At 72.9% G+C, this 22,329-nt stretch carries 18 protein-coding genes and 1 riboswitch; of the genes, 6 read left to right on the plus strand and 12 right to left on the minus strand.

Going from position 1 to position 22,329, the window contains the following annotated elements; all coding sequences use genetic code 11:
• Nucleotides 1-50: 50 nt before the first annotated feature.
• Complete coding sequence (locus ABD54_RS10130) at nt 51-1,793, plus strand: ABC transporter ATP-binding protein (RefSeq protein ID WP_047869195.1); 1,743 nt, start codon at nt 51-53, stop codon at nt 1,791-1,793.
• Entirely contained in the window at nt 1,790-3,739 is a 1,950-nt protein-coding gene (locus tag ABD54_RS10135) for an ABC transporter ATP-binding protein (protein WP_047869196.1), read from the plus strand. The genes ABD54_RS10130 and ABD54_RS10135 overlap by 4 nt, the downstream gene beginning before the upstream one ends.
• A gap of 280 nt (nt 3,740-4,019) precedes the next feature.
• On the opposite strand, the gene groL is transcribed toward ABD54_RS10135, so the two are convergent.
• From groL to thrC, 6 genes are all read right to left on the minus strand, one after another.
• The gene (gene groL, locus ABD54_RS10140) at nt 4,020-5,651 is read right to left on the minus strand and encodes a chaperonin GroEL (protein ID WP_047869197.1); all 1,632 of its coding nucleotides are present in this window, start codon (nt 5,649-5,651) and stop codon (nt 4,020-4,022) included.
• A 344-nt stretch (nt 5,652-5,995) separates the two neighbouring features.
• Nucleotides 5,996-6,823 carry an ABC transporter permease gene (locus tag ABD54_RS10145; protein WP_047869198.1) on the minus strand — a complete coding sequence of 276 codons (828 nt, stop codon included), beginning with the start codon at nt 6,821-6,823 and terminating at the stop codon, nt 5,996-5,998.
• Entirely contained in the window at nt 6,820-7,791 is a 972-nt protein-coding gene (locus ABD54_RS10150; RefSeq protein WP_047869199.1) for an ATP-binding cassette domain-containing protein, read from the minus strand. Before ABD54_RS10150 ends, ABD54_RS10145 begins: the two co-directional genes overlap by 4 nt.
• A 173-nt stretch (nt 7,792-7,964) precedes the next feature.
• Nucleotides 7,965-8,558, minus strand: coding sequence for a PadR family transcriptional regulator (locus ABD54_RS10155; protein WP_047869221.1), 594 nt, complete (start codon nt 8,556-8,558; stop codon nt 7,965-7,967).
• Nucleotides 8,559-8,840: 282 nt separating this feature from the next.
• Nucleotides 8,841-9,119, minus strand: coding sequence for a ubiquitin-like small modifier protein 1 (locus ABD54_RS10160; RefSeq protein ID WP_047869200.1), 279 nt, complete (start codon nt 9,117-9,119; stop codon nt 8,841-8,843).
• Between the two features lie 92 nt (nt 9,120-9,211).
• Nucleotides 9,212-10,471 carry a threonine synthase gene (thrC, locus tag ABD54_RS10165; RefSeq protein WP_047869201.1) on the minus strand — a complete coding sequence of 420 codons (1,260 nt, stop codon included), beginning with the start codon at nt 10,469-10,471 and terminating at the stop codon, nt 9,212-9,214.
• Nucleotides 10,472-10,484: 13 nt separating this feature from the next.
• Nucleotides 10,485-10,626, minus strand: a riboswitch (SAM riboswitch).
• A 284-nt stretch (nt 10,627-10,910) separates the two neighbouring features.
• Between thrC and ABD54_RS10170 the strand changes: the two genes are divergently transcribed.
• The gene (locus tag ABD54_RS10170; RefSeq protein ID WP_047869202.1) at nt 10,911-12,347 is read left to right on the plus strand and encodes a trehalose-6-phosphate synthase; all 1,437 of its coding nucleotides are present in this window, start codon (nt 10,911-10,913) and stop codon (nt 12,345-12,347) included.
• A 63-nt stretch (nt 12,348-12,410) separates the two neighbouring features.
• Here the strand turns inward: ABD54_RS10170 and ABD54_RS10175 are convergent, their stop codons facing one another.
• The 3 genes from ABD54_RS10175 to ABD54_RS10185 all read right to left on the minus strand — a co-directional run bounded on the left by ABD54_RS10175 (nt 12,411) and on the right by ABD54_RS10185 (nt 15,136).
• Nucleotides 12,411-13,007: a GrpB family protein gene (locus tag ABD54_RS10175; protein ID WP_047869203.1), complete on the minus strand. Its 597-nt coding sequence runs from the start codon at nt 13,005-13,007 to the stop codon at nt 12,411-12,413.
• Between the two features lie 78 nt (nt 13,008-13,085).
• On the minus strand, nt 13,086-13,601 hold the full coding sequence (locus ABD54_RS10180; RefSeq protein WP_235432025.1) for a hypothetical protein: 516 nt from the start codon (nt 13,599-13,601) through the stop codon (nt 13,086-13,088).
• A 365-nt stretch (nt 13,602-13,966) separates the two neighbouring features.
• Nucleotides 13,967-15,136 (minus strand): S8 family serine peptidase, encoded by a 1,170-nt coding sequence (locus ABD54_RS10185; RefSeq protein WP_047869204.1) that lies wholly within the window; start codon nt 15,134-15,136, stop codon nt 13,967-13,969.
• A gap of 230 nt (nt 15,137-15,366) precedes the next feature.
• Here ABD54_RS10185 and ABD54_RS10190 point away from each other — a divergent pair, with 230 nt between their 5' ends.
• Both ABD54_RS10190 and otsB read left to right on the plus strand, forming a co-directional pair.
• Entirely contained in the window at nt 15,367-15,651 is a 285-nt protein-coding gene (locus ABD54_RS10190) for a DUF3263 domain-containing protein (RefSeq protein ID WP_013155209.1), read from the plus strand.
• Between the two features lie 273 nt (nt 15,652-15,924).
• A complete protein-coding gene (gene otsB, locus ABD54_RS10195) occupies nt 15,925-16,755 on the plus strand; it encodes a trehalose-phosphatase (protein WP_047869205.1) in 831 nt (276 codons plus the stop codon).
• 55 nt (nt 16,756-16,810) lie between these two features.
• On the opposite strand, the gene ABD54_RS10200 is transcribed toward otsB, so the two are convergent.
• Entirely contained in the window at nt 16,811-17,842 is a 1,032-nt protein-coding gene (locus ABD54_RS10200) for a serine hydrolase (RefSeq protein ID WP_047869206.1), read from the minus strand.
• A 169-nt stretch (nt 17,843-18,011) separates the two neighbouring features.
• On the opposite strand from ABD54_RS10200, the gene argJ reads away from it, so the two are divergent.
• Nucleotides 18,012-19,172, plus strand: coding sequence for a bifunctional glutamate N-acetyltransferase/amino-acid acetyltransferase ArgJ (gene argJ, locus ABD54_RS10205; protein ID WP_047869207.1), 1,161 nt, complete (start codon nt 18,012-18,014; stop codon nt 19,170-19,172).
• A 349-nt stretch (nt 19,173-19,521) separates the two neighbouring features.
• On the opposite strand, the gene ABD54_RS10210 is transcribed toward argJ, so the two are convergent.
• Together ABD54_RS10210 and ABD54_RS10215 are read right to left on the minus strand one after the other, a co-directional pair.
• A complete protein-coding gene (locus ABD54_RS10210) occupies nt 19,522-20,310 on the minus strand; it encodes an SDR family NAD(P)-dependent oxidoreductase (protein ID WP_047869208.1) in 789 nt (262 codons plus the stop codon).
• Between the two features lie 304 nt (nt 20,311-20,614).
• Nucleotides 20,615-22,198, minus strand: a complete 1,584-nt coding sequence (locus tag ABD54_RS10215) for an MFS transporter (protein ID WP_047869209.1) — start codon at nt 22,196-22,198, stop codon at nt 20,615-20,617.
• Nucleotides 22,199-22,329: the final 131 nt, after the last annotated feature.

Genomic DNA, 22,329 nt, shown 5'->3' on the forward strand with positions numbered 1-22,329 from the left:
GGAAAAATGAGTGGCCCGCGCCCCTCCCCCCTGGTTACAGTCCGGATACTGTGCGGACACTTCCCCAGCCCGCCGGCGTTCCCGAACGCCGTTCGGGCGATCGGTTCCTGTGGTGGCTCGTCCGGAAGGAGCGCCGCTCGCTGCTGTGGTCCGGGGCCGCCACGGGCGCCTTCATGCTCAGCGGCGTGCTCATCTCCGCCGCGCTGGGCGCCGCCCTCGACTCCGGGGTCACCCGCGGCGACCCGGACGCCCTCCTCGGCTGGTTCGGCGTCCTCAGCGCCCTCATCGTGCTCTCCGTCGCGCTCGTCCCCGTATCCCACCGGGCCGACTGCTTCAACTGGTACGCGTCCGCCTACCGCACGATCCAGGTGGTCACCAACCACTCCGTGCGCATGGGCCCCACCCTCACCCGGCGACTGCCCTCCGGCGAGGTGGTGGCCGTGGGCACCGAGGACATCGACCGCGTCGGAGACTTCTACGAGACGGTGGGCCAGCTCCTGGCCGCCTTCGTGACGGTGGCCGCGGTCAGCGCCCTCATGCTCACCTCGCACGTCGCCTTCGGCGCCATCGTCCTGGTGTCGGTCCCGCTCATCATGGCGGGGGTGGTCCCCCTGCTGAACCTGTTCTCCCGCCGCCAGGAGCACCAGCGCGACCGGCAGGCCGAGCTCACCACCCTGGCCACCGACCTGGTCGCGGGTCTGCGCGTGCTCCGGGGCGTGGGCGGCGAGCGCACCGCGGACCACCGCTACCGCACCGCCTCCCAGCGGGTCCGCTCCGCCGCCGTGCGAGTGGGCCGGGTGGACGCCGCCCTCAACGCCGTGCGCGAGCTCCTGCCGGGCCTCTTGCTCGTCGGGATCGTCTGGTACGGCGCGCGCCTGGCCCTGACCGGTGAGATCACCGTCGGCCAGCTCGTCGCGTTCTACGGCTACACCGGCACGCTCTCCACGGCCGTGCGCCACCTGATGCGCTCCCTGTCCATGTACGTCTCGGCCCGGGTGGCCGCGGGACGCGTGGTGCGCGTGCTGAACCTGGAGCACGACCACCCCGACCCCGAGCGCCCCGAGCCGGACCCGACCGGCCCCTGCGACCTGCACGACCCCGGCAGCGGGGTGACCCTCGCCGCGCACCGCACCACCGGCGTGGTCTGCGCCGACCCCTCCGACGCCACCGCCATCGCCGAACGCCTGGGGCGCTACCGGGACGAGGAGGGCGCGCACGCCGCGCTGGTCGAGAGGGGCACCGGCCGGACCGTGCTCCTGCGCGACCTGCCCCGTTCCCTGGTGCGCCGCCGCGTCGTGGTGGCCACCAACGACGCGCACCTGTTCTCCGGAACCCTGCGCGGCGAGCTGTCCCCGGAGCAGGGGATCTCCGACGAACGCCTGGCCGAGGTCGTGCGCGCCGCGCACGCCGACGACGTGGTGCGCCAGTCCCCCGCCGGGCTGGACGCGCTGCTCACCGAACGCGGCCGCGAGTACTCCGGCGGCCAGCAGCAGCGCCTGCGCCTGGCCCGAGCCCTGGCCCTGGAGCCGGAGATCCTGGTCCTGGTGGAGCCCGCCTCCGCCGTGGACGCCCACTCCGAGGCCGCGATCGCCGCCGGACTGCCCGCCGAGCGGGCGGGGCGCACGACCGGGCTGGTCACCACCAGCCCCCTGCTGCTCGACCACACCGACCGCGTGCAGTTCGTCGAGGAGGGCGGGCTCAGGGCCGAGGGGACCCACCGCGCCCTCCTCGCCGAGTGCCCGGGCTACGCCGCCACCGTCCTGCGCGCCGTTCCCACGGAGGGGAAGCCGTGACCCGGGCCGCCGAAAACGCCGACACCCTCGGCCCGCCGCGGACGTCCGGGGCGGCCGGGGCGTTCCGCACGCCCGGAACGCCCGGAGCGCCCGGAGCGCCCGGAGCGCCCAACGATCCCACCGCGTCCGCCGCTCCCCCGGAGCACCACGAGGCGGGGCTGCCCATCGCGCCGGTCGAGGCGGTGCGGGGGCGGCTGCGCCGGGCCGGGCGCGAGCACGGACGGCTGCTCGCCGTCGTCGTGCTCCTGTACGGGACGGCCGCGCTCATGGCGCTGGCCTCGCCCTGGATCCTGGGCCTGATCATCGACACCGTGCGCGCGGAGGGGGCGCCGTCCGCAACGTCGGAGCAGGCGGCCTCGCGCGTCGACCTGCTCGCCGGACTCATCGTCGTGGCGCTGGCGCTGCACGCCGGGTTCACCCTGGCGTCCGTGGCGGCCTCGATCCGGTTCGGCGAGAGTGTTCTGGCCGAACTGCGCGAGGAGTTCGTGCGCGCGGTGCTCCGGCTCCCGGTGGGCGTGGTGGAGCGGGCGGGCACGGGCGACCTGGTGGCGCGCACGGGCCGCGACATCGGCCACCTGAGCCACACCGTGCGCGTCTCGGTGCCGGTGATGGCGGTGGGCACGGTGACCCTGGTGGTCGTCACCACGGCGCTCGCCGTCCTGCACCCGCTCCTGCTGCTGGCGTGGCTGCCGTCGGTGCCCGTGCTGTGGGTGTCCACGCGCTGGTACGCCCGCAGGGCCCCGGCCGGGTACGTGCGCGAGCTGGGCACCTACTCGGAACTGACCCAGAGCGTGACCGACACCGTGGAGGGCGCGCACACCATCGAGTCGCTGGGACGGCAGGCCCGGCGGATCGCGCTCAACGAGCGGAAGGTGGGCCGGGCCTACGCGGCTGAGCGGTACACGCTGTGGCTTCGCTGCGTCTGGTACCCGCCGCTGGAGTTCGGGTACGTGTTCCCGATCGCGCTGACCTTCCTGGTGGCGGGTCTGCTGTACGCGGACGGGTCGCTGAGCCTGGGCGGGATCGCCACCGCGGTCTTCCTCAGCAGGCAGATGGCGCGGCCCCTGGACCAACTGCTGGATCAGGTGGACAGCCTGATGATGGGCTTCACGAGCATGCGCAGGCTGCTGGGCGTGGAACTGGCGGGGGAACCGGACGGGCGGGCGCGCTCGGCGGCGGACGCGGCCGGGGCCGCCCGGCCGGGCGAGGTGCGGGTGGAGGACGTGCGCTTCGGCTACACCGACACCGAGATCCTGCACGGCGTCGACCTGGTGCTGGCACCCGGCGAACGCCTGGCCGTGGTGGGCCCGAGCGGCGCGGGCAAGTCGACCCTGGGCAAACTGATCGCGGGCGTGCACCCGCCGACATCGGGCGGCGTCCGCGTGAGCGGAGCGCCGGTGTCGGGCCTGCCTCCCGATGAGCGGCGCGCGCGGGCGATCCTGCTGAGCCAGGAGAGCCACATGTTCCGGGGGACGATCGCCGAGAACCTGGCGCTGGCGCTGGACCGGCCCGAGGGCGCGGCCGAGGTGGACGAGGAGCGCCTGTGGGAGGCGCTGGCCGCCGTGGACGCCGAGTCGTGGGTGCGCGCGCTGCCGGAGGGTCTGGGCACGCGGGTGGGGTCGGGCAACGCCTCCCTGGACCCGGCGCACGTGCAGCAACTGGCCCTGGCCCGCGTGGTGCTGGCCGACCCGGACGTGCTGGTGCTGGACGAGGCCACGTCCCTGATGGACCCGCGTTCGGCCCGCCACCTGGAACGCTCGCTGGCGGGGGTGCTGTCGGGGCGCACGGTGGTGGCCATCGCGCACCGGCTGCACACCGCGCACGACGCAGACCGGATCGCGGTGGTGGAGGACGGCCGGATCAGCGAGCTGGGCAGCCATGACGAGCTGCTGGCCCGCGGCGGCTCCTACGCCGACCTGTGGCGGGCCTGGCACGGCGCGGGCTGAGGTGCCCGGGGCCGCTGCCGTCCGCGGCCCCCCCGGGGGGGGTACCGCCGGCCGGAGCCGGAACCCGGCGGGCGCACGCCCCCGGGGCGCCGCTGTGCCCGCGTCCGTCCGACGCTTGGCGCGACGGCCCCGGCCCGGCACGGGGAAGAGCGCCGCTCCCCACCCCGGAAAAGGCGAAACCGGGCGGCCCCCGGAGGGGCCGCCCGGTCGTCGCGGGCGAGGTCGCGTATCCGGACCTCAGACACCTGCGGGCCCGGGGGCCCGAGGTCTCACGGACCTGCTAGAAGTCCATGCCGCCCATGCCACCGGTCGGGTCGCCCGCGGGAGCGGCGGCCTTCTCCGGCTTCTCGGCGATGACGGCCTCGGTGGTCAGGAACAGACCGGCGATGGAGGCCGCGTTCTGCAGAGCCGAGCGGGTGACCTTGGTCGGGTCGATGACGCCGTCCTTGAACAGGTCGGTGTACTCGCCGGTGGCGGCGTTCAGACCGAACCCGGGCTCCAGGTTCTTGACCTTCTCCGCCACGACGCCGCCCTCGAGGCCGGCGTTGATCGCGATCTGCTTGAGCGGCTCGGCGATGGCGCGGCGCACGATGTCGGCGCCGATGGCCTCGTCGCCCTCCAGCTCCAGCTTCCCGAAGGCCGGGACGCTGGCCTGGAGCAGGGCGACACCACCGCCGGGCAGGATGCCCTCCTCGACCGCGGCCTTGGCGTTGCGGACGGCGTCCTCGATGCGGTGCTTGCGCTCCTTGAGCTCCACCTCGGTGGCGGCACCGGCCTTGATGACGGCCACGCCGCCGGCCAGGCGGGCGAGACGCTCCTGGAGCTTCTCGCGGTCGTAGTCGGAGTCGGTGCGCTCGATCTCGTTGCGGATCTCGTTCACGCGACCGGCGATCGCGGTGGCGTCACCGGCGCCGTCCACGATGGTGGTCTCGTCCTTGGTGACGACGACCTTGCGGGCGCGGCCGAGCATGTCGAGCTCGGTGCTCTCCAGCTTGAGGCCGACCTCCTCGGTGATGACCTGGCCGCCGGTCAGCACGGCGATGTCGCCGAGCTGCGCCTTGCGGCGGTCACCGAAGCCCGGGGCCTTGACGGCGACGGACTTGAAGGTGCCGCGGATCTTGTTGACGATGAGCGTCTGGAGGGCGCCGCCCTCCAGGTCCTCGGCGATGACGACCAGCGGGCGACCGGCCTGGAGTACCTTCTCGACGACCGGCAGGAACTCGTTGTTGTTCGAGATCTTGGAGTTGACGATGAGGATGTAGGGGTCCTCGAGGACCGTCTCCATGCGCTCCAGGTCGGTGGCGAAGTAGGGCGAGATGTAGCCCTTGTCGAAGCGCATGCCCTCGGCGAGCTCGAGCTCCAGCCCGAAGGTCTGGCCCTCCTCGACCGTGATGACGCCTTCCTTGCCGACCTTGTCCATGGCCTCGGCGATGGTCTCGCCGATCTGGGGGTCGCCGGCGGAGATCGAGGCGGTGGAGGCGATCTGCTCCTTGGTCTCGATGTCCTTGGAGAGGTTGCCGAGCTCCTCGTTGATGCGCGCGACGGCGGACTCGATGCCGCGCTTGAGGCTGATCGGGTTGGCACCGGCGGCGACGTTGCGCAGGCCCTCGCGAACGAGCGCCTGGGCGAGCACGGTGGCGGTGGTGGTGCCGTCACCCGCGACGTCGTCGGTCTTCTTGGCGACCTCCTTGACCAGCTCGGCCCCGATCTTCTCCCACGGGTCCTCGAGCTCGATCTCCTTGGCGATGGAGACACCGTCGTTGGTGATCGTGGGGGCGCCCCACTTCTTCTCCAGGACGACGTTGCGGCCCTTGGGGCCGAGCGTGACCTTGACGGCGTCAGCGAGCTGGTTCATGCCGCGCTCGAGGCCGCGACGGGCCTCCTCGTCGAACGCGATCAGTTTGGCTGCCATTGAGTTCTTGTCCTCCCGTGACCGGGCTGATACGCGATGGGACGAGGCATGCGCCCGCGACGGACGACCGCGGAACCTCCCGGCAACCCTGCTGCCGGAAGCCGCGATCTCGCAGCCTCGATCCGGTTAGCACTCAGTGAAGGCGAGTGCTAACCAGTTCCCTTTTTAGCACTCGCCCCCGGCGAGTGCAAACGATGTGGTCACGATTTCCCGTCCCGGCATTTCCTCATCTACCTGCACAAACACCGTATGACATGCGGGTTTTCCGCGCTGAGCGGACGGAGCCGCGCGCCGGTTCCGACTTCTCCCGGCGCGCGGCTCCGGCCCCGCTCCGCGGCCCCGGGTCAGGAACTGAGGCGGCGCATCGCCCGCGATCCCCCGGCCAGCGCGGCGACCGCCAGCACCACCGCCACGGCCCAGCCGACGGCGACCGAGGCGTCCCACTGCCCGGCGAACAGGGCTCGCTCGGCGTCCACCACGTAGGCGACCGGGTTGGCCCGCGAGAGCGCGTACAGCCACGGCGGCGCCAGCTCCATCGGCAGCAGCACGCCGGACAGCAGCATCAGCGGCATGATCAGCGTCTGCACGATGGGCGCGAACACGTAGGTCTGCTTGACCGCCAGGGCCGCCAGGTAGGACAGCGTGGCCAGCCCGGCGCCCAGGACGGCGAGCAGGAGCAGCCCCACGACGGCGCCCGTCGGCGACGCCTCGAACCCGAGCGGCAGCACCAGCACGAGGATGAGCGCCATCTGCGCCAGCATCATCACCACGTCGCGCAGGACCCGTCCCAGCAGCAGCGACACACGGCTCACCGGGGTGGCCAGCAGCCGCTCGTGCGCTCCGGAGGACATCTCCGGCAGCAGCCCGAAACCGGCGAACCCGGCCGTGAACAGGCCGAGCATCACCAGCAGGCCGGGGACGAACCACTGCCACGGGTCCCGCCCCTCGGCACCGGCCAGACCCGTCAGCAGCGGCGCGAACAGCACCAGGTACAGCACCGGTTGCAGCATGCCGAAGAACAGCATCAGCGGCCGGTGCAGGAACGGCCGCATCTGGCGGGCGAAGACGATCGCGGTGTCGCGCACCGGGCCCGGCGCCCGCACCCCGGTCGCCTCAGCCGTCCGCGCCCCGGTCTTCTCCGCCGGGGCCGCGGTCACCTCACGGGAACTCATGCGCCCTCCTCCCTCAGGCTGCGTCCGGTCAGGGTCAGGAACACGTCGTCCAGGGTGGGCCGCTGCACCCGGACGGAGAGCAGCGGGACCCCTGCCGCGTCCAGCCCGCGCAGCAGCTCGGGCAGCACGGTGTCCCCGCGTTCCACGCGCAGGCGCACCTCGGCGTCGCGCCCCGCGTCCGCGAGCACCTCCGCGGTCCCGGCGGAGGGCACCCGTTCGGCGACCCCGGCGGCGGTGCGCGCCCGTTCGGCGTCCGGCACCGTGAGGGTGACCAGGTCACCGGAGACCTTGCCCTTGAGCTCGTCGGCGGTTCCGTCGGCGATGACCCTGCCGTGGTCGATGACCAGGACCCGCTCGGCCATGTCGTCGGCCTCGTCGAGGTAGTGGGTGGTGAGCACGACCGTGGTGCCCGTCCGGTCGCGCAGCCGGGTGATGTGCTCCCACAGGTTGGCGCGGCTGTGGGGGTCGAGCCCGGTGGAGGGCTCGTCCAGGAACAGCAGCCCCGGCTCGTGGATGAGCCCCATGGCGATGTCGAGGCGCCTGCGCTGTCCGCCGGAGAGCTTGGTGACCTCCCGGTCGGCGGCGGCGCCCAGCTCCAACTGGTCGAGGAGCCCGTCGGCGCGGCGGCGCGCGGTGCGCCGGTCGAGCCCGTACAGCAGCCCCTGCGTGTACAGCTCCTCCCGGGCCCGCTGGTCCTCTCCGGCGCCGTGCCCCTGGCCGACGAAGCCGATCCTGCGGCGCACCTCGGCGGGCGCGGTGCGGACGTCGTGCCCCGCCACCACGGCGGTGCCCGAGGTGGGTTCGAGCAGGGTGGTGAGCATGCGCAGCGTGGTCGACTTCCCCGCGCCGTTCGGTCCGAGCAGGGCGACGAGCTCGCCCTCGGCGACGTCGATGTCGACGCCGCGCACGGCTTGGACGACCTCCTTGCCGACCCGGAAGTCACGGGTCAGCCCGCGTGTGTGGATCATCCCTCTCCTTATTAAAACTTGAGTACGAGAGAGAGTGTGCACCACTGGGCGAGATATTCAAAGTTTAATAAGAGCCCGGTCCGCGCCCCCGGAAGGCGACCCCGGTGACGGAGGCCCGCGCGGGCGGGGAGAGCCGGGGCGGCGGAGCCGACGGGAGCGGACGGTCCGCAGGCTCAGCGGTCGCGGGCGACCGCCCCCGAAGCCGGGGGCAGCCCGAAGGCGTCGGGGCCGTCGTCGGCCATGGTGTACTCCCCGGCCCGCAGGGAGGCGACGAGTTCACGCGTCCAGCGGGCCTCGGCCCCGATCGTGCCCCGCCACAGGCCGAAGAGTTCGCGCACGTGCGCGGGCTCGCCCCAGCCCTCGGAGGGGCGCAGGTCCTCGTCGGTCCTCTCCAGCAGAGCCAGGCGCTGCTCCAGCAGCGCGACGACCTCCGCGCGCGGCAGGGCGGGCATGAGGGTGACCGCGGCGAAGAGCATCGCGGGGTCCCCCCTGCGGGACAGCCCCCGGCGGATGAGGCGGTCGAGTTCGGCCTCGCCCTCCTCGGTGATCGCGTAGGAGACGCGGTCGACCACCTCGTCCCCCTCGGCGACGAACTCGCGCAGCCTGCCCTCCTGGGAGAGCTTGCGCAGGGCGTGGTAGATGGACCCCCACTTGATGTTGGCCCAGTGCTCGGTGCCCCAGTCCAGGAGCTGACGGCCCACCCGGTACCCGTGGGCCCGCCCCTCCATGCGCACCACACCCAGGACCAGCAGCCGCGTCGCCGACATCTCCACCCTCGTTCGACCGGAATCCCCTCCAGCCTACGAGCAGGAGCGGGGCGGTTCGGCGAGCCGGGGCCGGACCACTCGGCGTCACAGCTTGCGGAAGTACCGCACGACGGGCAGCGCGGTGTAGCCGGCGCGCTCGTAGACGGCGCGGGCCGGGGCGTGCCCGTCGTCGCCGCCCGTCTCGACCACGGCCACCGCCGCGCCCTCCCGCGCGGGTCACGGAAGACGGCGAAGGGGCGGCCCGCCGCCCTGTCGCGCCGGGGCCGCCCCTCACGGCTGGGCTCAGCAGCCCCCGGCGACCGCCGGGATGATCGAGACCTGCGCGCCGTCGGCGACCTCGGTCTGGAGGCCCTTCTCGAAGCGCACGTCCTCGTCGCCGATGTAGACGTTGACGAAGCGGCGCACCTTGCCTCCGTCGTCCAGGATGCGGGCGCGGATGCCGGGGTAGTTGGCCTCCAGGTCGTCGATGACCTCGGCCAGGGTGGCGCCCTCGGCGGTGACCTCGGAGGCGTCGTCGGTGTAGGTGCGCAGGATGGTGGGCACGCGGACGCTGGCGCTCATGGCGGACTTCCTTCTCGTGGGATGTGACGGGTGGTCGGGGCGGCGGGACACGGGCCGAAGCGAAGCGAAGCGGAGGTCCCGAAAAACACTGCCTAGGCCAGACCGGCGTCGGTGAAGGCGCTCAGCGACGGCTTGATCGTGGCGCTCACCGCGGCGTCGACGGCGTTCAGGGTCTTGAGCCCGTCGCCGGTGTTGAGCACGACCGTCTCGGCCTTCGGGTCGAGCCTGCCCTCGCGGACGAGCTTGCGCAGTACACCGGTGGTGACGCCGCCCGCGGTCTCGGCGAAGACGCCCTCGGTGCGGGCGAGGAGCTTGATGGAGTCGACGATCTCGTCGTCGCCCACGTGCTCCACCGATCCGCCCGTGCGCTTGGCGATGTCCAGCACGTAGGGCCCGTCGGCCGGGTTCCCGATGGCAAGCGACTTGGCGATGGTGTCGGGCTTGACCGGCTGGATGACGTCGATGCCCTTGTCCCAGGCCTGCGCGACCGGGGAGCAGCCCGTGGCCTGGGCGCCGAAGATCCGGTACGGGCGGTCCTCGACCAGGCCGAGCTTGACCAGCTCCTGGAAGCCCTTGTCGATCTTGGTGAGCTGGGAGCCGGAGGCGATCGGGACGACGATCTGCTCGGGCAGGCGCCAGCCGAGCTGTTCGGCGATCTCGTAGGCCAGCGTCTTGGAGCCCTCACCGTAGTAGGGGCGCAGGTTGACGTTGACGAAGCCCCAGCCCTCGCCCACCGGGTCGCCGATGAGCTCGGAGCAGAAGCGGTTGACGTCGTCGTAGTTGCCGTCGATGGCCACGACCTTGCCGCCGTAGACGGCTGCCATGACGACCTTGGCCTCCTCCAGCCCGGCGGGGATGAACACGCAGGACTCGAACCCGGCGCGCGCGGCGGCGGCGCCGACGGCTCCGGCCAGGTTGCCGGTTGAGGAGCAGGACAGGGTGGTGAACCCGAAGGTGCGGGCGGCCTCGACGGCGATGGCGACCACGCGGTCCTTGAAGGAGTGCGTGGGGTTGCCGGAGTCGTCCTTGACGTGCAGGGAGTCCAGGCCCAGCTCGGCGGCGAGGCGGTCGGCCCGCACCAGCGGGGTGAGGCCGGGGGCCATGTTGGGCAGCTCGGCGACGTTGACCGGGACGGGCAGGAGTGAGCGGTAGCGCCAGATGCTCTTGGGGCCGCTCTCGATGTCGGCGCGGGTGACGGTCCCGAAGTCGTAGGCGACCTCAAGGGGGCCGAAGCAGAACTCGCAGGCGAACCGGGGGGTGAGTTCGTAGCGCTCGCCGCACTCGCGACAGGAGAGCGCGGTGCCGGGGCCGAAGGAGCGGGCGGCGGTGGGTTCGGTGGCGGCAATCGCCATGGCGAGGCGTCTCCCCTCATCTTTCCTGGCGGACACCTTGTCCCCAGGCCGGAGTTGGCACCTGTCCCAGCCGTCCCGCGGGTTCGCGGGTGTCACATGCTGGAATGGTTGCCGGGGCTTCGCAGGGCCGGTCCCTCCACCCCTCTGGATGAGCAATATGAAGTTTTGTGCTGGTCCTGTCGGATCCGCACCGCAACTGTAACGGAGGCGCCGGCCGGTTTTCCACGCCTGGTGACCCGGGTAACACTAAACGGCTCACATGGTGAGACGGCACTGGTCCGGGGAGGCGGGGCGCACTGCCGGCGCGGCGGCGGTGTGACGCCCGCCCCCGTTGGCCCGCGCGGGGTTTGGGGCGGCTGTCGGCAGGCGAGACATAAGGTGCGACCCCCTTTTCACCACCGCCCCGCCCCGACCGCTTTTTCTCCGAGAGGACGACCACGTGGACAAGGCACAGATCCTCATCGCCTCCAACAGAGGACCCGTGTCCTTCTCGACCGCCGACGACGGCTCGCTGGAGCATCGGCGCGGCGGGGGCGGACTGGTGTCGGGAATGATCTCGGTCGCCACCGAGATCGACAGCATCTGGGTGTGCGCCGCCCTGTCCGACGCCGACCGGCGGGCCGCGGCGGAGGCGCCCCGGGCCCGGCTGGACCGGGCCCACGACCTGGACGGCATGCGGGTCCACATGCTGGACATCCCTCGGCGGACCTTCGACGGCGCCTACACCGGGGTGGCCAACTCGACCCTGTGGTTCGTGCAGCACATGCTGTACGACACCCCCAACAAGCCGTCCTTCGGCTCGCAGTTCCGGCGGACGTGGGAGGACTACACCGCCTACAACAACGCGTTCGCCGAGGCCCTGGTGGCGGGCGCCGCCGAGGGCGCCCGCGTCGCCGTGCAGGACTACCACCTGGCGCTGGTGCCGCGGATCCTGCGCGCTCGCCGCCCCGACCTGCGCATCGCGCACTTCTCGCACACCCCGTGGGCTCCCCCGGAGTACTTCCGGATGCTGCCCGGGCAGGTCGCGCGCGAGCTGCTGGAGGGCATGCTGGGCGCGGACCGGCTGGGCTTCCTCAGCCCGCGCTGGGCGGAGGCCTTCCTGCGCTGCTGCGAGGAGATCCTGCGCGCGAAGGTCGACTTCGAGCGGCGCACCGTGGAGCACGGCGGCCGGGTGGTCGGGGTGGGTGTGCACGCCCTGGGCGCGGACGAGGAGGGGCTGCGCCAGAGCGCCGCCGACCCGGCCGTGGCCTCGCGCCGGAGCACCCTGCGGGACGCGGTCGGCGACACGCGGCTGATCGTGCGGGTGGACCGCACGGAGCTGTCCAAGAACATCGTGCGGGGCCTGGAGTCCTACCGCGAGCTGCTGACCGCACGCCCGGAGTGGCGGGGGCGGGTGACCCACCTGGCGTTCGCCTACCCGAGCCGGGGCGACGTACCGGAGTACCGGGAGTACACCGACGCGGTGCTGCGGACCGCCAAGGAGATCAACGAGGAGTTCGCGACCCCGGAGTGGACCCCCCTGATCCTGGAGGTCAACGACGACTACCCGCGTTCGCTCGCCTCGTTCCAGATGGCCGACGTGCTGCTGGTCAACCCCATCCGGGACGGCATGAACCTGGTCGCCAAGGAGGGCCCGGTCCTGTCGGAGCGGGACTCGGTGCTGGTGCTGTCGCACGAGGCGGGGGCGGCCGACGAGCTGGGCGGGCACGCGCTGCTGGTCAACCCCTACGACACCGTGGAGACGGCGGAGGCGCTGCACGAGGCGCTGTCGATGCCCGCTGAGGAGCGGCGCAGGCGCAGGGAGCGGCTGGCCGAGGCGGCGGTGGCGCTGCCGCCTCGCCGGTGGTTCCAGGAGCAGTTGCGCTCACTGGACTGAGCCCGGAGGGCGGGGGCGTGTCCGCCGTCGGGAGACGGTACACGCCCCTCGGCCGGGAGCCGGTCAGCCGGTGGCGCCCCTCCCGGCCTCCGCCTCGGCGAGGAGCCGCCGGACGATGTCGCTCTTGGCGTCGGCGTAGTCCTGGATGCGGTCCCAGGTCCGCTCCGCCAGCTCGCGCTTGACCGCGGTGTAGCGCTCGCGCGCGTCGGCGTCGGCGATGAGGTGGTCGCGGAAGCGGCGCATGCGCTCGGCCTCCTCGCACCCCCGGCTGAACACGTGCAGGTTGAGGTTGACCTCGGAGCCCTTGAACACCCGGTGCTCGTACCAGTCGGGCTCCCTGATCACCAGGGGGTACCCGGCGGCTTCGAGGTCGGGCAGGTAGGCGGCCTCGTCCGAGGAGTCGGCGACGAGGAGCAGCAGGTCCACACAGGGTTTGGCGGCGAGGCCGGGCACCGCGGTGGAGCCGACGTGCTCGAAGAGCAGCACGCGGTCGCCGAGGGCGGCGCGGATCCTCCCGTCCTCGCGCCGGAACAGGTAGGGCCACTTGGGGTCGTACTCGGAGAGGCGGACGCGCCCGTTGACGAGGTTGCGGAACTCGGGCGCGATCCCGGCCCGCGGCTCGCCCCGTGAGGGCAGAGGAGACGCTTCGAGGGGTGACATTCTCCAAAGCCTTGTCGCCCCGGATGTCCGCGTCAAGCCCGTCCGGCGTTGCTTACATATGCACGCGCGCACGTGGCATCACAGCCCGTCGGGGGCCCGTGACGTGCGGCGACCGCGTGCCGTGTGCGGTGTCCGGTTCCGGCCGGGAGGGCCGCACGGCGCGCCCGCCGCACCCCGCGGCGGGCGGAGCCGCGCCTGGTCGGGAGGCGGCTCCACCAGCGCCAGCGAACCCTCCAGTTCGGGTGCTCCCCTCAGGTGCTCGAACCGGCGGTCCCGGGTCCCGTCGGCCAGGTCCCGGGACAGGTGGGCGCTGAACCGCTCGTGCACCGCCTCGTCCACGAGGCCCCACGCCGAGCAGGACAGGCGCGCGCCCGCCTCCAGCAGGCCCTCCGGCCGCCCGTAGCAGGCCTCGTTGAACCCGTCGGAGCGGTCCAGGGGCACTGGGAGGGGCACGACGCTGGTGGCACCGCCGAGTCCGGCGGCCAGGTCGGCGATCGCCGGGTAGCGGCGGGCCTCGGTGTCCAGGGCCTCGGGCGCGCACTCGTGGAGCCAGAAGTCGCGGACCGGGACCGGGTCGCAGGTGAGCACGGCCAAGCGGCGAGGAGGCGGAGAACCCGACCCGCGGGGGAGGAACCTCCCCGGTTCGGCTGGGAGGGGAGTCGAGTGCTCTCCGCCCTGTCGCGGGCGCGCCCGTGGCGGGGCGCCCGGCGGTGAGGACGCTATCCGCCGGGCGGAGGAGAACGCGAGTGCCGGACGGCCCCGACCCCGGCGCGGAGGTTGTGAGCGGCCCCACACCGTTGATACCGCGTATCCAGCAGTTGCGGCGTGACCGGAACCAGGAGCGGGGCGCAACAGGGACGTCCGGAACCGACCCGCACAGAAACCGTCCGGAACGGCGGAGCCGTCCGTGCCCTCCCGTGAGGGGAGGGCACGGACGGCTCCGGTCGCCCAGTCGCGGCTCAGTTGCCGCGCGTCTTGCGGCGGCGTCCGCCCTTGCGGCGGCGGCTGGCGGGCGGGGCCTCCGCGGCGCGCTCGGCGGCGATCAGCTCGTCCTGCTCGCGGCGCTCGGCCTTCACGCCGTAGGGGTCGGCGTTGGAGCGGCGCACCCACACCACGAGGACGAGCAGGCCCAGCACCACGACAGCGCCGACGGTGACGAACCACGCCCAGACGGGCACCGGCCCCGACTGATCGCCCCGTCCGGCCAGGTCCTCGTCGATGAGCGGGATGTCCTGGGCGATGCCGGACGCCTGCTGCTCCGCGCTGGGCAGGTGCAGCGCGGGCAGGCCGTCGGGGCCGGGCTGGGAGCCCTCCACCAGGGCGTCGCGGATCTGGTCGGGCCGCAGCTGCGGGTGCTCCGCGCGCATCAGGGCGGCGGCCCCGGCGACCATCGCCGCGGCGTAGGGGTCCCCTGTCACCTCGGTCTGGCCCGGCTCCGGTCCCGCCGTGACCAAGTCGGCGCCGGGGGCGGTCAGCGCGATCATCCCGGCCCCGGGCGCGCCCTCGATGAGGGCTCCGTCCTGGTCGGTCCCCGCGACGGTGAGCACGTTGGGGTCCTCGTCCTCCCCCGCCGGGCCGACGACCAGAGCGCCGTTGTCGGAGGCCTCCTGGGTGGCCTCGGCGAGGCCGGGTCCGGCGGGCTCGGGCAGCAGGATGACCTGGGCGCCCTCCTGGGAGGCGAACCGCACGGCCTCGGCGAGCCGGTCCTCCGTCGGCAGCACGAGCGCGGTGGCCTCGGGCGCCACGCCCAGGATGCCGCCCTCGGCGTCTTTGCCGTACCCGTGGGCCGCGACCAGTCCGGCCGAGGCGTTGCCCCGCCCGACGTCGCCGTCGTTGTCACCGAACCGCGTGTCCAGTTGGACGTTGTCGACCAGGTCCGGGTGCTCCTCGTCGACGGAGACGCCCGGAAGCGCGACCGTGGCGCCCTGGCCCTGGTTCTCCTCCCACAGCTGCGGCGCCCCCACGGCCTGGAGTCCCCACTGCTCGGGCCGGTAGTCGGGGATCAGGTCCGCCGCGGCCGGAGCCGAGGTCAGACCGAGGACGGCGGCGGTGGCGGCCGCGAAGACCGCGCTGGCCCCGCCACGGGCGCGGCGTGTGTGTATCCTGTTGCGGCTGTTGCCCCCGAGCACGTCAGGCTCCCTCGAACGATGCGGTCGACGTTCCACGCGGCCCTCCCCGGACCCCGGCAATTCTGTCACGAGCACAGGATTCAGGCGTGGACAAGTGTCCTGAGGGGTAGAAAACGCAACTGTATCCCTGGTGCCAGTCCTGCGGTTTCGGCTCCTCATGCGGCATGTCGAGTCGCTAGCATGAGTCGGGCCGATCCGGACAAACCAATTTCCCGTCCAGGGGGTGTCCCATGCCGAATATCGGTCCGACCGAAGACGGTCAGTCGGCCCTCGCCGAGCGCGAGCAGCGCATCCTCGCCTTCGAACGCCAGTGGTGGAAGTTCGAGGGCTCCAAGGAACAGGCGATCCGTGACGAGTTCGGGTTCTCCGCGACCCGCTACTACCAGCTGCTGAACGGGCTGGTGGAACGGCCGGAGGCCCTCGCCTTCGACCCGATGACCGTCAAGCGGCTGCGTCGGCTGCGCGCCGACCGCCGCCGTCAACGCAACGCACGCCAGTTGGGCATCCAGCTCTGACGTTTCCCGTCTCCCTCTTCTTCTTCGGGTCGTTCGTACCCAACCCGCGCCCCGGTGGACACCCGCGGTCCCGTCGGCGTCCTCCGTCCGGGCCGCCCCCGCGGCGGGGATCGGCGGAGCCGTCCCACGAGGCCGGCCGAACGCCCGACACCGCACGGGCATCCGCTGAAACAACCGTCACACACGCGGTGGGGTCCCCTCGGCGCGGGGGCGCGTCGGTAGTCTGGCGGTCCCGCCCGGCCCGCATCCGCGGCCCCACCGGAAAGGCCCTCCATGTCCCTGCCCCAACCCAGCACGGACGCCGGACGCACCGCGCTCGACGCCTTCCTCGCCGCACCCGAGCGGGCGCTGGCCGCCTTCGACTTCGACGGCACGCTCGCGCCCATCGTCGCCGACCCGCGCACGTCCGCCCCCTACCCGGGGATCGTGGACGTGCTCGCCGACCTGGCCGGGCTCCTGGGCTCGGTCGCCGTGGTCACCGGCCGCCCCGCCGAGACGGCGGTGCGGCTGGGCGGCCTGGAGCGGGTTCCCGGCATCACCGTGCTGGGCCACTACGGCGCCGAACGCTGGGAGGGCGGGCGCGTGGCCGCGACGCCCGCGCCGCCCGGCGTGGCGGTGGTGCGCGAGGAGCTGCCCGGTCTGCTCGCCGACCTGGGCGCCCCGGAGGGCACCTGGATCGAGGACAAGGGGCGCTCGCTGGCGGTGCACACCCGGCGCACCGCCGACCCGGACGGCGCGCTCGCCCTGCTCACCCCCTCCCTGAGCGAACTGGCGCGGCGGTCGGACCTCCAGGTGGAGCCGGGCCGGATGGTGGTCGAGCTCCGTCCACAGGGTGTGGACAAGGGCGCGGCGCTCACCGCGCTCGTCGCCGAGAAGGGCCCGCGCGCGGTGCTGTACGCCGGTGACGACCTCGGCGACCTGCCCGCGTTCGAGGCCGTGGCCGGACTGCGGTCCCAAGGCGTCGAGGGCCTGAACGTGTGCTCGTCCTCGGACGAGGTCACCGCCGTGGCCGAGGCCGCCGACCTGGTCGTCCCCGGCCCCGCGGGGCTGGCCGACCTCCTGGCCGGGCTCGCCGAAGCGATCCGCGGAGCCTCGGAGGCGTGACTCCTCCGGGGCGTGGGCGCGCTCCCAACGCCCGTGTCGGCCGTCGCCGCCCGTCTCAGGACGAGGACTCGTGCGCCTGCGGCGTGAGCGCCGACCGCGCGGCCGACCGCAGGTCCACCAGCCCGGTCCGGTCGCGCCCGTAGTGCACGGCGTTGGTGAGCATGCCCACGTACCGGCCGCTCTGCGGGTGCATGAACAGGCTCGTTCCGGTGAAACCGTTGTGGTAGACCACCCCCTCCGGTGTGACCAGCCAGCCCAGGCCGCGCCACAGCCTGGCCCCAGCGTCCACGTGCGGCTGCCAGCTCGCGCGCACGTAGGAGGACGGCACCGGCCCCTGTCCCCCGTCGTGCATCCGCAGGATCTCCCGGGTGAACGCGCCGAGGTCGATGGCGGTGCTGAACACCCCGGCGTGCCCCGCCACGCCGCCCATCAGCGCGGCCGCCTCGTCGTGCACCACCCCCCATGTGGGGGCGGCTCCCGGAATGCGGCGCTCGGTGGGCGCCACGCCGGGCGAACGCGTCAGGGGCCCGAAGGCGGTGGAACGCATGCCCATCCGTTCCCACAGGTCGCGGGCCAGCCGGTCCAGGCCCGTGCCGTAGAGGCGTTCCAGGAGCATGCCGAGCAGGATGAACCCGCGGTCGACGTAGGCGTAGCCGGGTTCCTCCAGCGGGTCGGCGAGGATCGCCTCCGCGAGGTCCCGGTCGGTGCCCACGTATCTCTCCAGCCAGGTCACGGGGTTGAGGCGGCCGGTGTGGGTGAGGATCTGCCGTGTGGTGACCTCCGCGCCGGGCAGGTGGTCCACGTCCAGGTACTCCGACATCGGGGCGTCCAGGTCCATGATCCCCTCGGCGACAGCCTGGCCGACCAGCGGCCAGGTCGCCATGACCTTCGTCAGGCTCGCGACGTCGTAGGCCACGTCCGGGGCGGTGTCGTGCTCGCCGTCGACGCGGCCGACGGCGACGAACTCCCACATCCCGCCGGTGCCGATCACGGCGGCTCCGCCGGGCAGCCACCCGGCGTCCACCATCACCTTCAGAACGCCCCGAATCCGCGCCCCTGTCTCCGTGAGCCAGTCACCATCACGCACAACACGCCTCCCCCCGGGTGGTCTCGTCTTCCGGCGATACCCCGTTATCAGGTTGTTGTCACACGGGTTCGGGAGGTGCACAGGACGAAACCCCCGCAGGTCGCAGCCGTAATGAGGGCCGCGGCGCGCGGCGGAGTAGTCTGGCGCCGGAGAAGCCCCGAGGAGGACGATGAGCAGCCAGACCCCCGTGCCCGCAGGTTTCCGCGGCGTGGCCGGAAACATCGGGATCAAGGACCCCAACGACGACTTCTTCGCGGTGGTGTCGGAGGTCCCCGCCCGCGTGTCCGCCGTGTTCACCCGGTCGCGGTTCGCCGGACCCAGCGTGCTGCTGAGCCGCCGCTCGGCGGCCGACGGCAGCGCGCGGGGGGTGGCGGTGGTCGCCCGCAACGCCAACGTGGCCACGGGCGGGGTCGGTGACAGCCACGCCCGCGAACTCCAGGAGCGCGTGGCGCGGGCGGCGGGCGTGCCGCCCGAGGAGGTGCTGGTCGCCTCCACCGGGGTGATCGGCCGCCCGTACCCGATCGAGAAGGTCCGCTCCTACCTGGACGCCCTGCCCGCGGAGTTCCCCCCGGCCGACCTGGACCGCTCGGCCGCGGCGATGATGACCACCGACACCCGGCCCAAGACCGCCTCGGCGACGGTGGGCGGGGCGACGCTGACGGGCATCGCCAAGGGCGTGGGCATGATCGAGCCGAACATGGCGACCATGCTGGCCTGGTTCTTCACCGACGCCGAGCTGGAGCAGCCGGTGCTGGACGAGGTGTTCCGCCGGGTGGTGGACCGCACGTTCAACGCGCTGAGCATCGACACCGACACCTCCACCAGCGACTCGGCGGCGGTGTTCGCCAACGGCCTGGCCGGGCCGGTGGACGCGGCGGAGTTCGAGGCGGCGCTGTACGAGGTGGCCCTGAAGCTGGTGCGGATGATCGCCTCCGACGGCGAGGGCGCCGGCAAGCTGATCGAAGTGCGCGTGACCGGCGCGCGCGACGACGCCCAGGCCAAGCGGGTGGCCAAAGCGGTGGTGAACTCCCCGCTGGTGAAGACCGCCGTGCACGGCGCGGACCCCAACTGGGGCCGGGTGGCGATGGCGGTAGGCAAGTGCGAGGAGGAGACCGACATCCTCCCGGGCAACGTGCGGATCTCCTTCGGCGACGTGGAGACCTACCCGGCGCAGGCCACGGACGAGGTGCTGGAGCGCGCCGCCCAGCACATGAAGGGCGACGAGGTGGTGATCGGCGTCGGTCTGGGTGTCGCCGACGGCGCCTTCACGGTCTACGGCTGCGACCTGACCGAGGGGTACATCCGGATCAACGCCGACTACACGACCTGAGCCGCCGGTCCGGGCCCGGAGGGGTTTCGGACAGCCAGGCCGGTCGGTCACGGTCGGCGGCTCCGTGCACAGCGGAGGCGGTGCGATCGTGGAAGTGGAGCGGTAGAGGCGGCGCCACCCTTGTCCACAGGGGGTGGCGCCGCCTCCTCTTTCGCGGTTTCCTGGATACAGGGGGTCCGCAACTCCCAGCGGCATCGGCGTGCACGGGGTTGGAGGCCGGGCGGCATGCCCGAAGGCCGCAGAGCCGACGGCGTGCCCGCGAACCCGTAGGGCACCGCGCGCCCGGGGTTCGGGACGGCACCGGCACGGCCGCGTTCCGGACCAGGTCCGCCCACGCCCGCGCAACGGGTCAGTGCACGCTGAGACCGCCGTCGACGGCCAGCATCTGCCCGGTGACGAAGGCGGAGGCGTCCGAGGCGAGGAAGACCGCCAGCCCCGCGAAGTCGCGGGGAAGGCCGTTGCGTCCGACCATGGTGCGTGCCGCGAGCCGCTCCTCCCGGCCGGGCACCGCGACGGTTGGCAGCGTCATCGGCGTGACCACGAATCCGGGGACGACGGTGTTGGCGGTGACGCCGTGCGGCGACCACGCCTCGGCCTGGGAGCGTGAGAGCCCGCCGATTCCGGCCTTGCTGACGCCGTACACCCCCGAGTCGCCGAACGCGCTCCACGACTGCTGGGAACCGATGTTGAGGATCCGGCCCCAGCCCCGCTCGGCCATCCGCGGCCCGCACGCCTGGCCCAGCAGGTACGGCGCGGCGAGGTTGACCGCCAGCGTCTCGGTCCAGACCTCCTCCGTCGTCTCCCCGAGCGGAGGCCGGTGGTTGACCCCCGCCGCGTTCACCAGGACGTCCGCCCCCGTCACCGGCTCGCTCACGCAGAACTCCCCGAGCGCGTCGCGGTCGGCCAGGTCGATCGGGGTGGTGCCGACCTCGACCCCCCGGGCGGCGAACTCCTCGGCGGTGCGGGCCAGGCGTCCGGCGTCGCGGGCCACCAGGTGGACGCTCGCCCCGGCGCGGCCCAGGGCCTCGGCGATGCCGCGGCCGATCCCCGAGTTCCCTCCCGTCACGAGGGCACGGCGGCCGGTGAGCCCGAACAGCTCGTCCAGGTAGGCCCGGTGCGGGCCGGTGCGGTCGGTCAAGAGACGCCCCCTGTCGGGTCGCATGGATAGCGGTGCGGCGGAGACCGCCGCACCGCAGAGTCTGCCGCCAGGGAACGCGCAGGCCGAAGGCGGCACCACCCTTGTGCACAGGGGGTGGCGCCGCCTCCTCTTTCGCGGTTTCCTGGATACAGGGGGTCCACGGCCTCCGGCAGCACGGGCGCGCCCGCGAACCCGTGCGGCATCGGCGTTCCCGCGATCCGGTCTGACGCCTGCGCAAGCCCACCCCGGCGTGCCCGGGACCGGTCCGGCGTCCCCCTGTGACGGGAGCGGGCCCAGCTCCCGGCTAGATGTGGACGGCCGGGCCGTCGGTCATCCTGCCCGAGCGCATGAACAGCGACAGCACCGCGGCGACCAGCATGACCGCCGCCGCGATGGTGAAGGCGAGCTGCAGGCCCTCCATGAAGGCCAGGTTGCTGGCCCCGGTCACGGCCGCCACGACCTCCGGGGTCGCCCCCTCGGGCAGCACCGCGCCGCCCTGGGCCACGACGCTCTGCATGCCCGCCAGCTCCCCTGCGGCGGGTTCGGCCAGCCCCGCGGCGGCGAAGTGGCCGGGCAGGGTGGCGACGATGGTCGCGGACATGACCGCGCCCAGGACCGCCGTGCCCAGCGAGCCGCCGAGCTGCATGGCTGCCTGCTGCACCGCCGAGGCGACACCGGCGTACCGCACGGGGGCGTTGCCGATGATCGCCGCCGTGGCGCCGGTCATGATCAGGCTCAGGCCCGTGCCGAGGAGCACGAACGCGGCCGAGATGTAGAGCACGCCCGTGTCGGTCCGCAGCAGCGACAGCATGAACATGCCCGCCGACGCCAGCAGCAGGCCCGCCGTCGTGGGCGGCCGGGCGCCGACCCGGTCCAGGATCCGGCCCGCGATCGGCGAGGTGACCGCCATCAGCGCGGTCATGGAGATGAGCTGGAGGCCGGTCTGGGCGGGGCTCATGCCCCGCACGCCCTGGAGGTAGAAGGTGATGAAGAACAGCGACCCCATCAGGCTCAGCGCCATCGCGACCGTCAGGACGGTACCGATGGAGACCGAGGGGTTGGCGAACAGGCCGAGCGGGAGCAGGGGCTGCTCAGCGCGGCGTTCCCACACCAGGAAGGCCGCGGTGAAGACCGCCGTGACGGCCAGCGAGCCCAGTGTGACGGGGTGGCCCCAGCCCACGCTGGGCGCCTCCACCAGGGCCCACACCAGGGCGAAGATGGCGATGCTCAGCAGCACGATGCCGGGCACGTCCATCCGGCTTCCGGCGTCGGTCGGCTTGTTGGCGGCCAGCAGCCACAGGCCGAGTCCGAGGGCGACCGCGCCCACCGGGACGTTGATGTAGAAGACGGCCTCCCAGCCGAGGGAGCCGACCAGGACGCCGCCCAGGATGGGGCCGCCCGCCGTGGCGGCGCCGATGAGGCTGCCGAAGACGCCGAAGGCCCGGCCGAGCTTGCTGGGCGGGAAGCTGGCGCGCAGCAGGCCCATCGCCGAGGGCAGGAGCAGCGCCCCGAAAATCCCTTGCAGCACCCGGAAGGCGACGAGCATGATGACACCGGCCGACAGCGCGATCGCCACCGAGCTGAGCACGAAGCCGACCGCGCCCACCAGGTAGGTGTTGCGGTAGCCGAAGCGGTCGCCGATCTTGCCCGCCGTGATCAGGAAGACCGCCAGGCCGAGCAGGTAGCCGTGGGTCACCCACTGGAGTTCGGCCAGCGAGGCGCCCAGGCTCGTGCCGATCGCGGGGTTGGCGACGGCCACGATGGTGCCGTCCAGCGCCACCATCATCACGCCGAAGGCGATGGCGACCAGAGTCGCCCAGGGGCTCTCCGTCCAGCGCCGCTCGCGCTCCGTCTCCGGAGCGGCCTTCGGGACGGTCTGTGCGGTCATGGTTCCCCCTGGGGGCCGGTGTCGTCGTCCGCACGATTATGTCTGTCACTGACTCTTTGCAGCAAGTGCGTTTTGTCAGTCGCTGACGTAATCTGTTTCACACGGTATCCTCGGTCGACAGAGCCGGAACC

Source organism: Nocardiopsis sp. RV163 (assembly GCF_001029525.1).
Classification (GTDB): domain Bacteria; phylum Actinomycetota; class Actinomycetes; order Streptosporangiales; family Streptosporangiaceae; genus Nocardiopsis; species Nocardiopsis dassonvillei.

Coding starts and splice junctions, on each gene's coding strand:
- otsB (WP_047869205.1), top strand. CDS start 15,925: ATGTCCCTGCCCCAACCCAGCACGGACGCCGGACGCACCGCGCTCGAC.
- argJ (WP_047869207.1), top strand. CDS start 18,012: ATGAGCAGCCAGACCCCCGTGCCCGCAGGTTTCCGCGGCGTGGCCGGA.
- ABD54_RS10190 (WP_013155209.1), top strand. CDS start 15,367: ATGCCGAATATCGGTCCGACCGAAGACGGTCAGTCGGCCCTCGCCGAG.
- thrC (WP_047869201.1), bottom strand. CDS start 10,471: ATGGCGATTGCCGCCACCGAACCCACCGCCGCCCGCTCCTTCGGCCCC.
- groL (WP_047869197.1), bottom strand. CDS start 5,651: ATGGCAGCCAAACTGATCGCGTTCGACGAGGAGGCCCGTCGCGGCCTC.
- ABD54_RS10150 (WP_047869199.1), bottom strand. CDS start 7,791: ATGATCCACACACGCGGGCTGACCCGTGACTTCCGGGTCGGCAAGGAG.
- ABD54_RS10175 (WP_047869203.1), bottom strand. CDS start 13,007: ATGTCACCCCTCGAAGCGTCTCCTCTGCCCTCACGGGGCGAGCCGCGG.
- ABD54_RS10215 (WP_047869209.1), bottom strand. CDS start 22,198: ATGACCGCACAGACCGTCCCGAAGGCCGCTCCGGAGACGGAGCGCGAG.
- ABD54_RS10145 (WP_047869198.1), bottom strand. CDS start 6,823: ATGAGTTCCCGTGAGGTGACCGCGGCCCCGGCGGAGAAGACCGGGGCG.
- ABD54_RS10160 (WP_047869200.1), bottom strand. CDS start 9,119: ATGAGCGCCAGCGTCCGCGTGCCCACCATCCTGCGCACCTACACCGAC.
- ABD54_RS10155 (WP_047869221.1), bottom strand. CDS start 8,558: ATGTCGGCGACGCGGCTGCTGGTCCTGGGTGTGGTGCGCATGGAGGGG.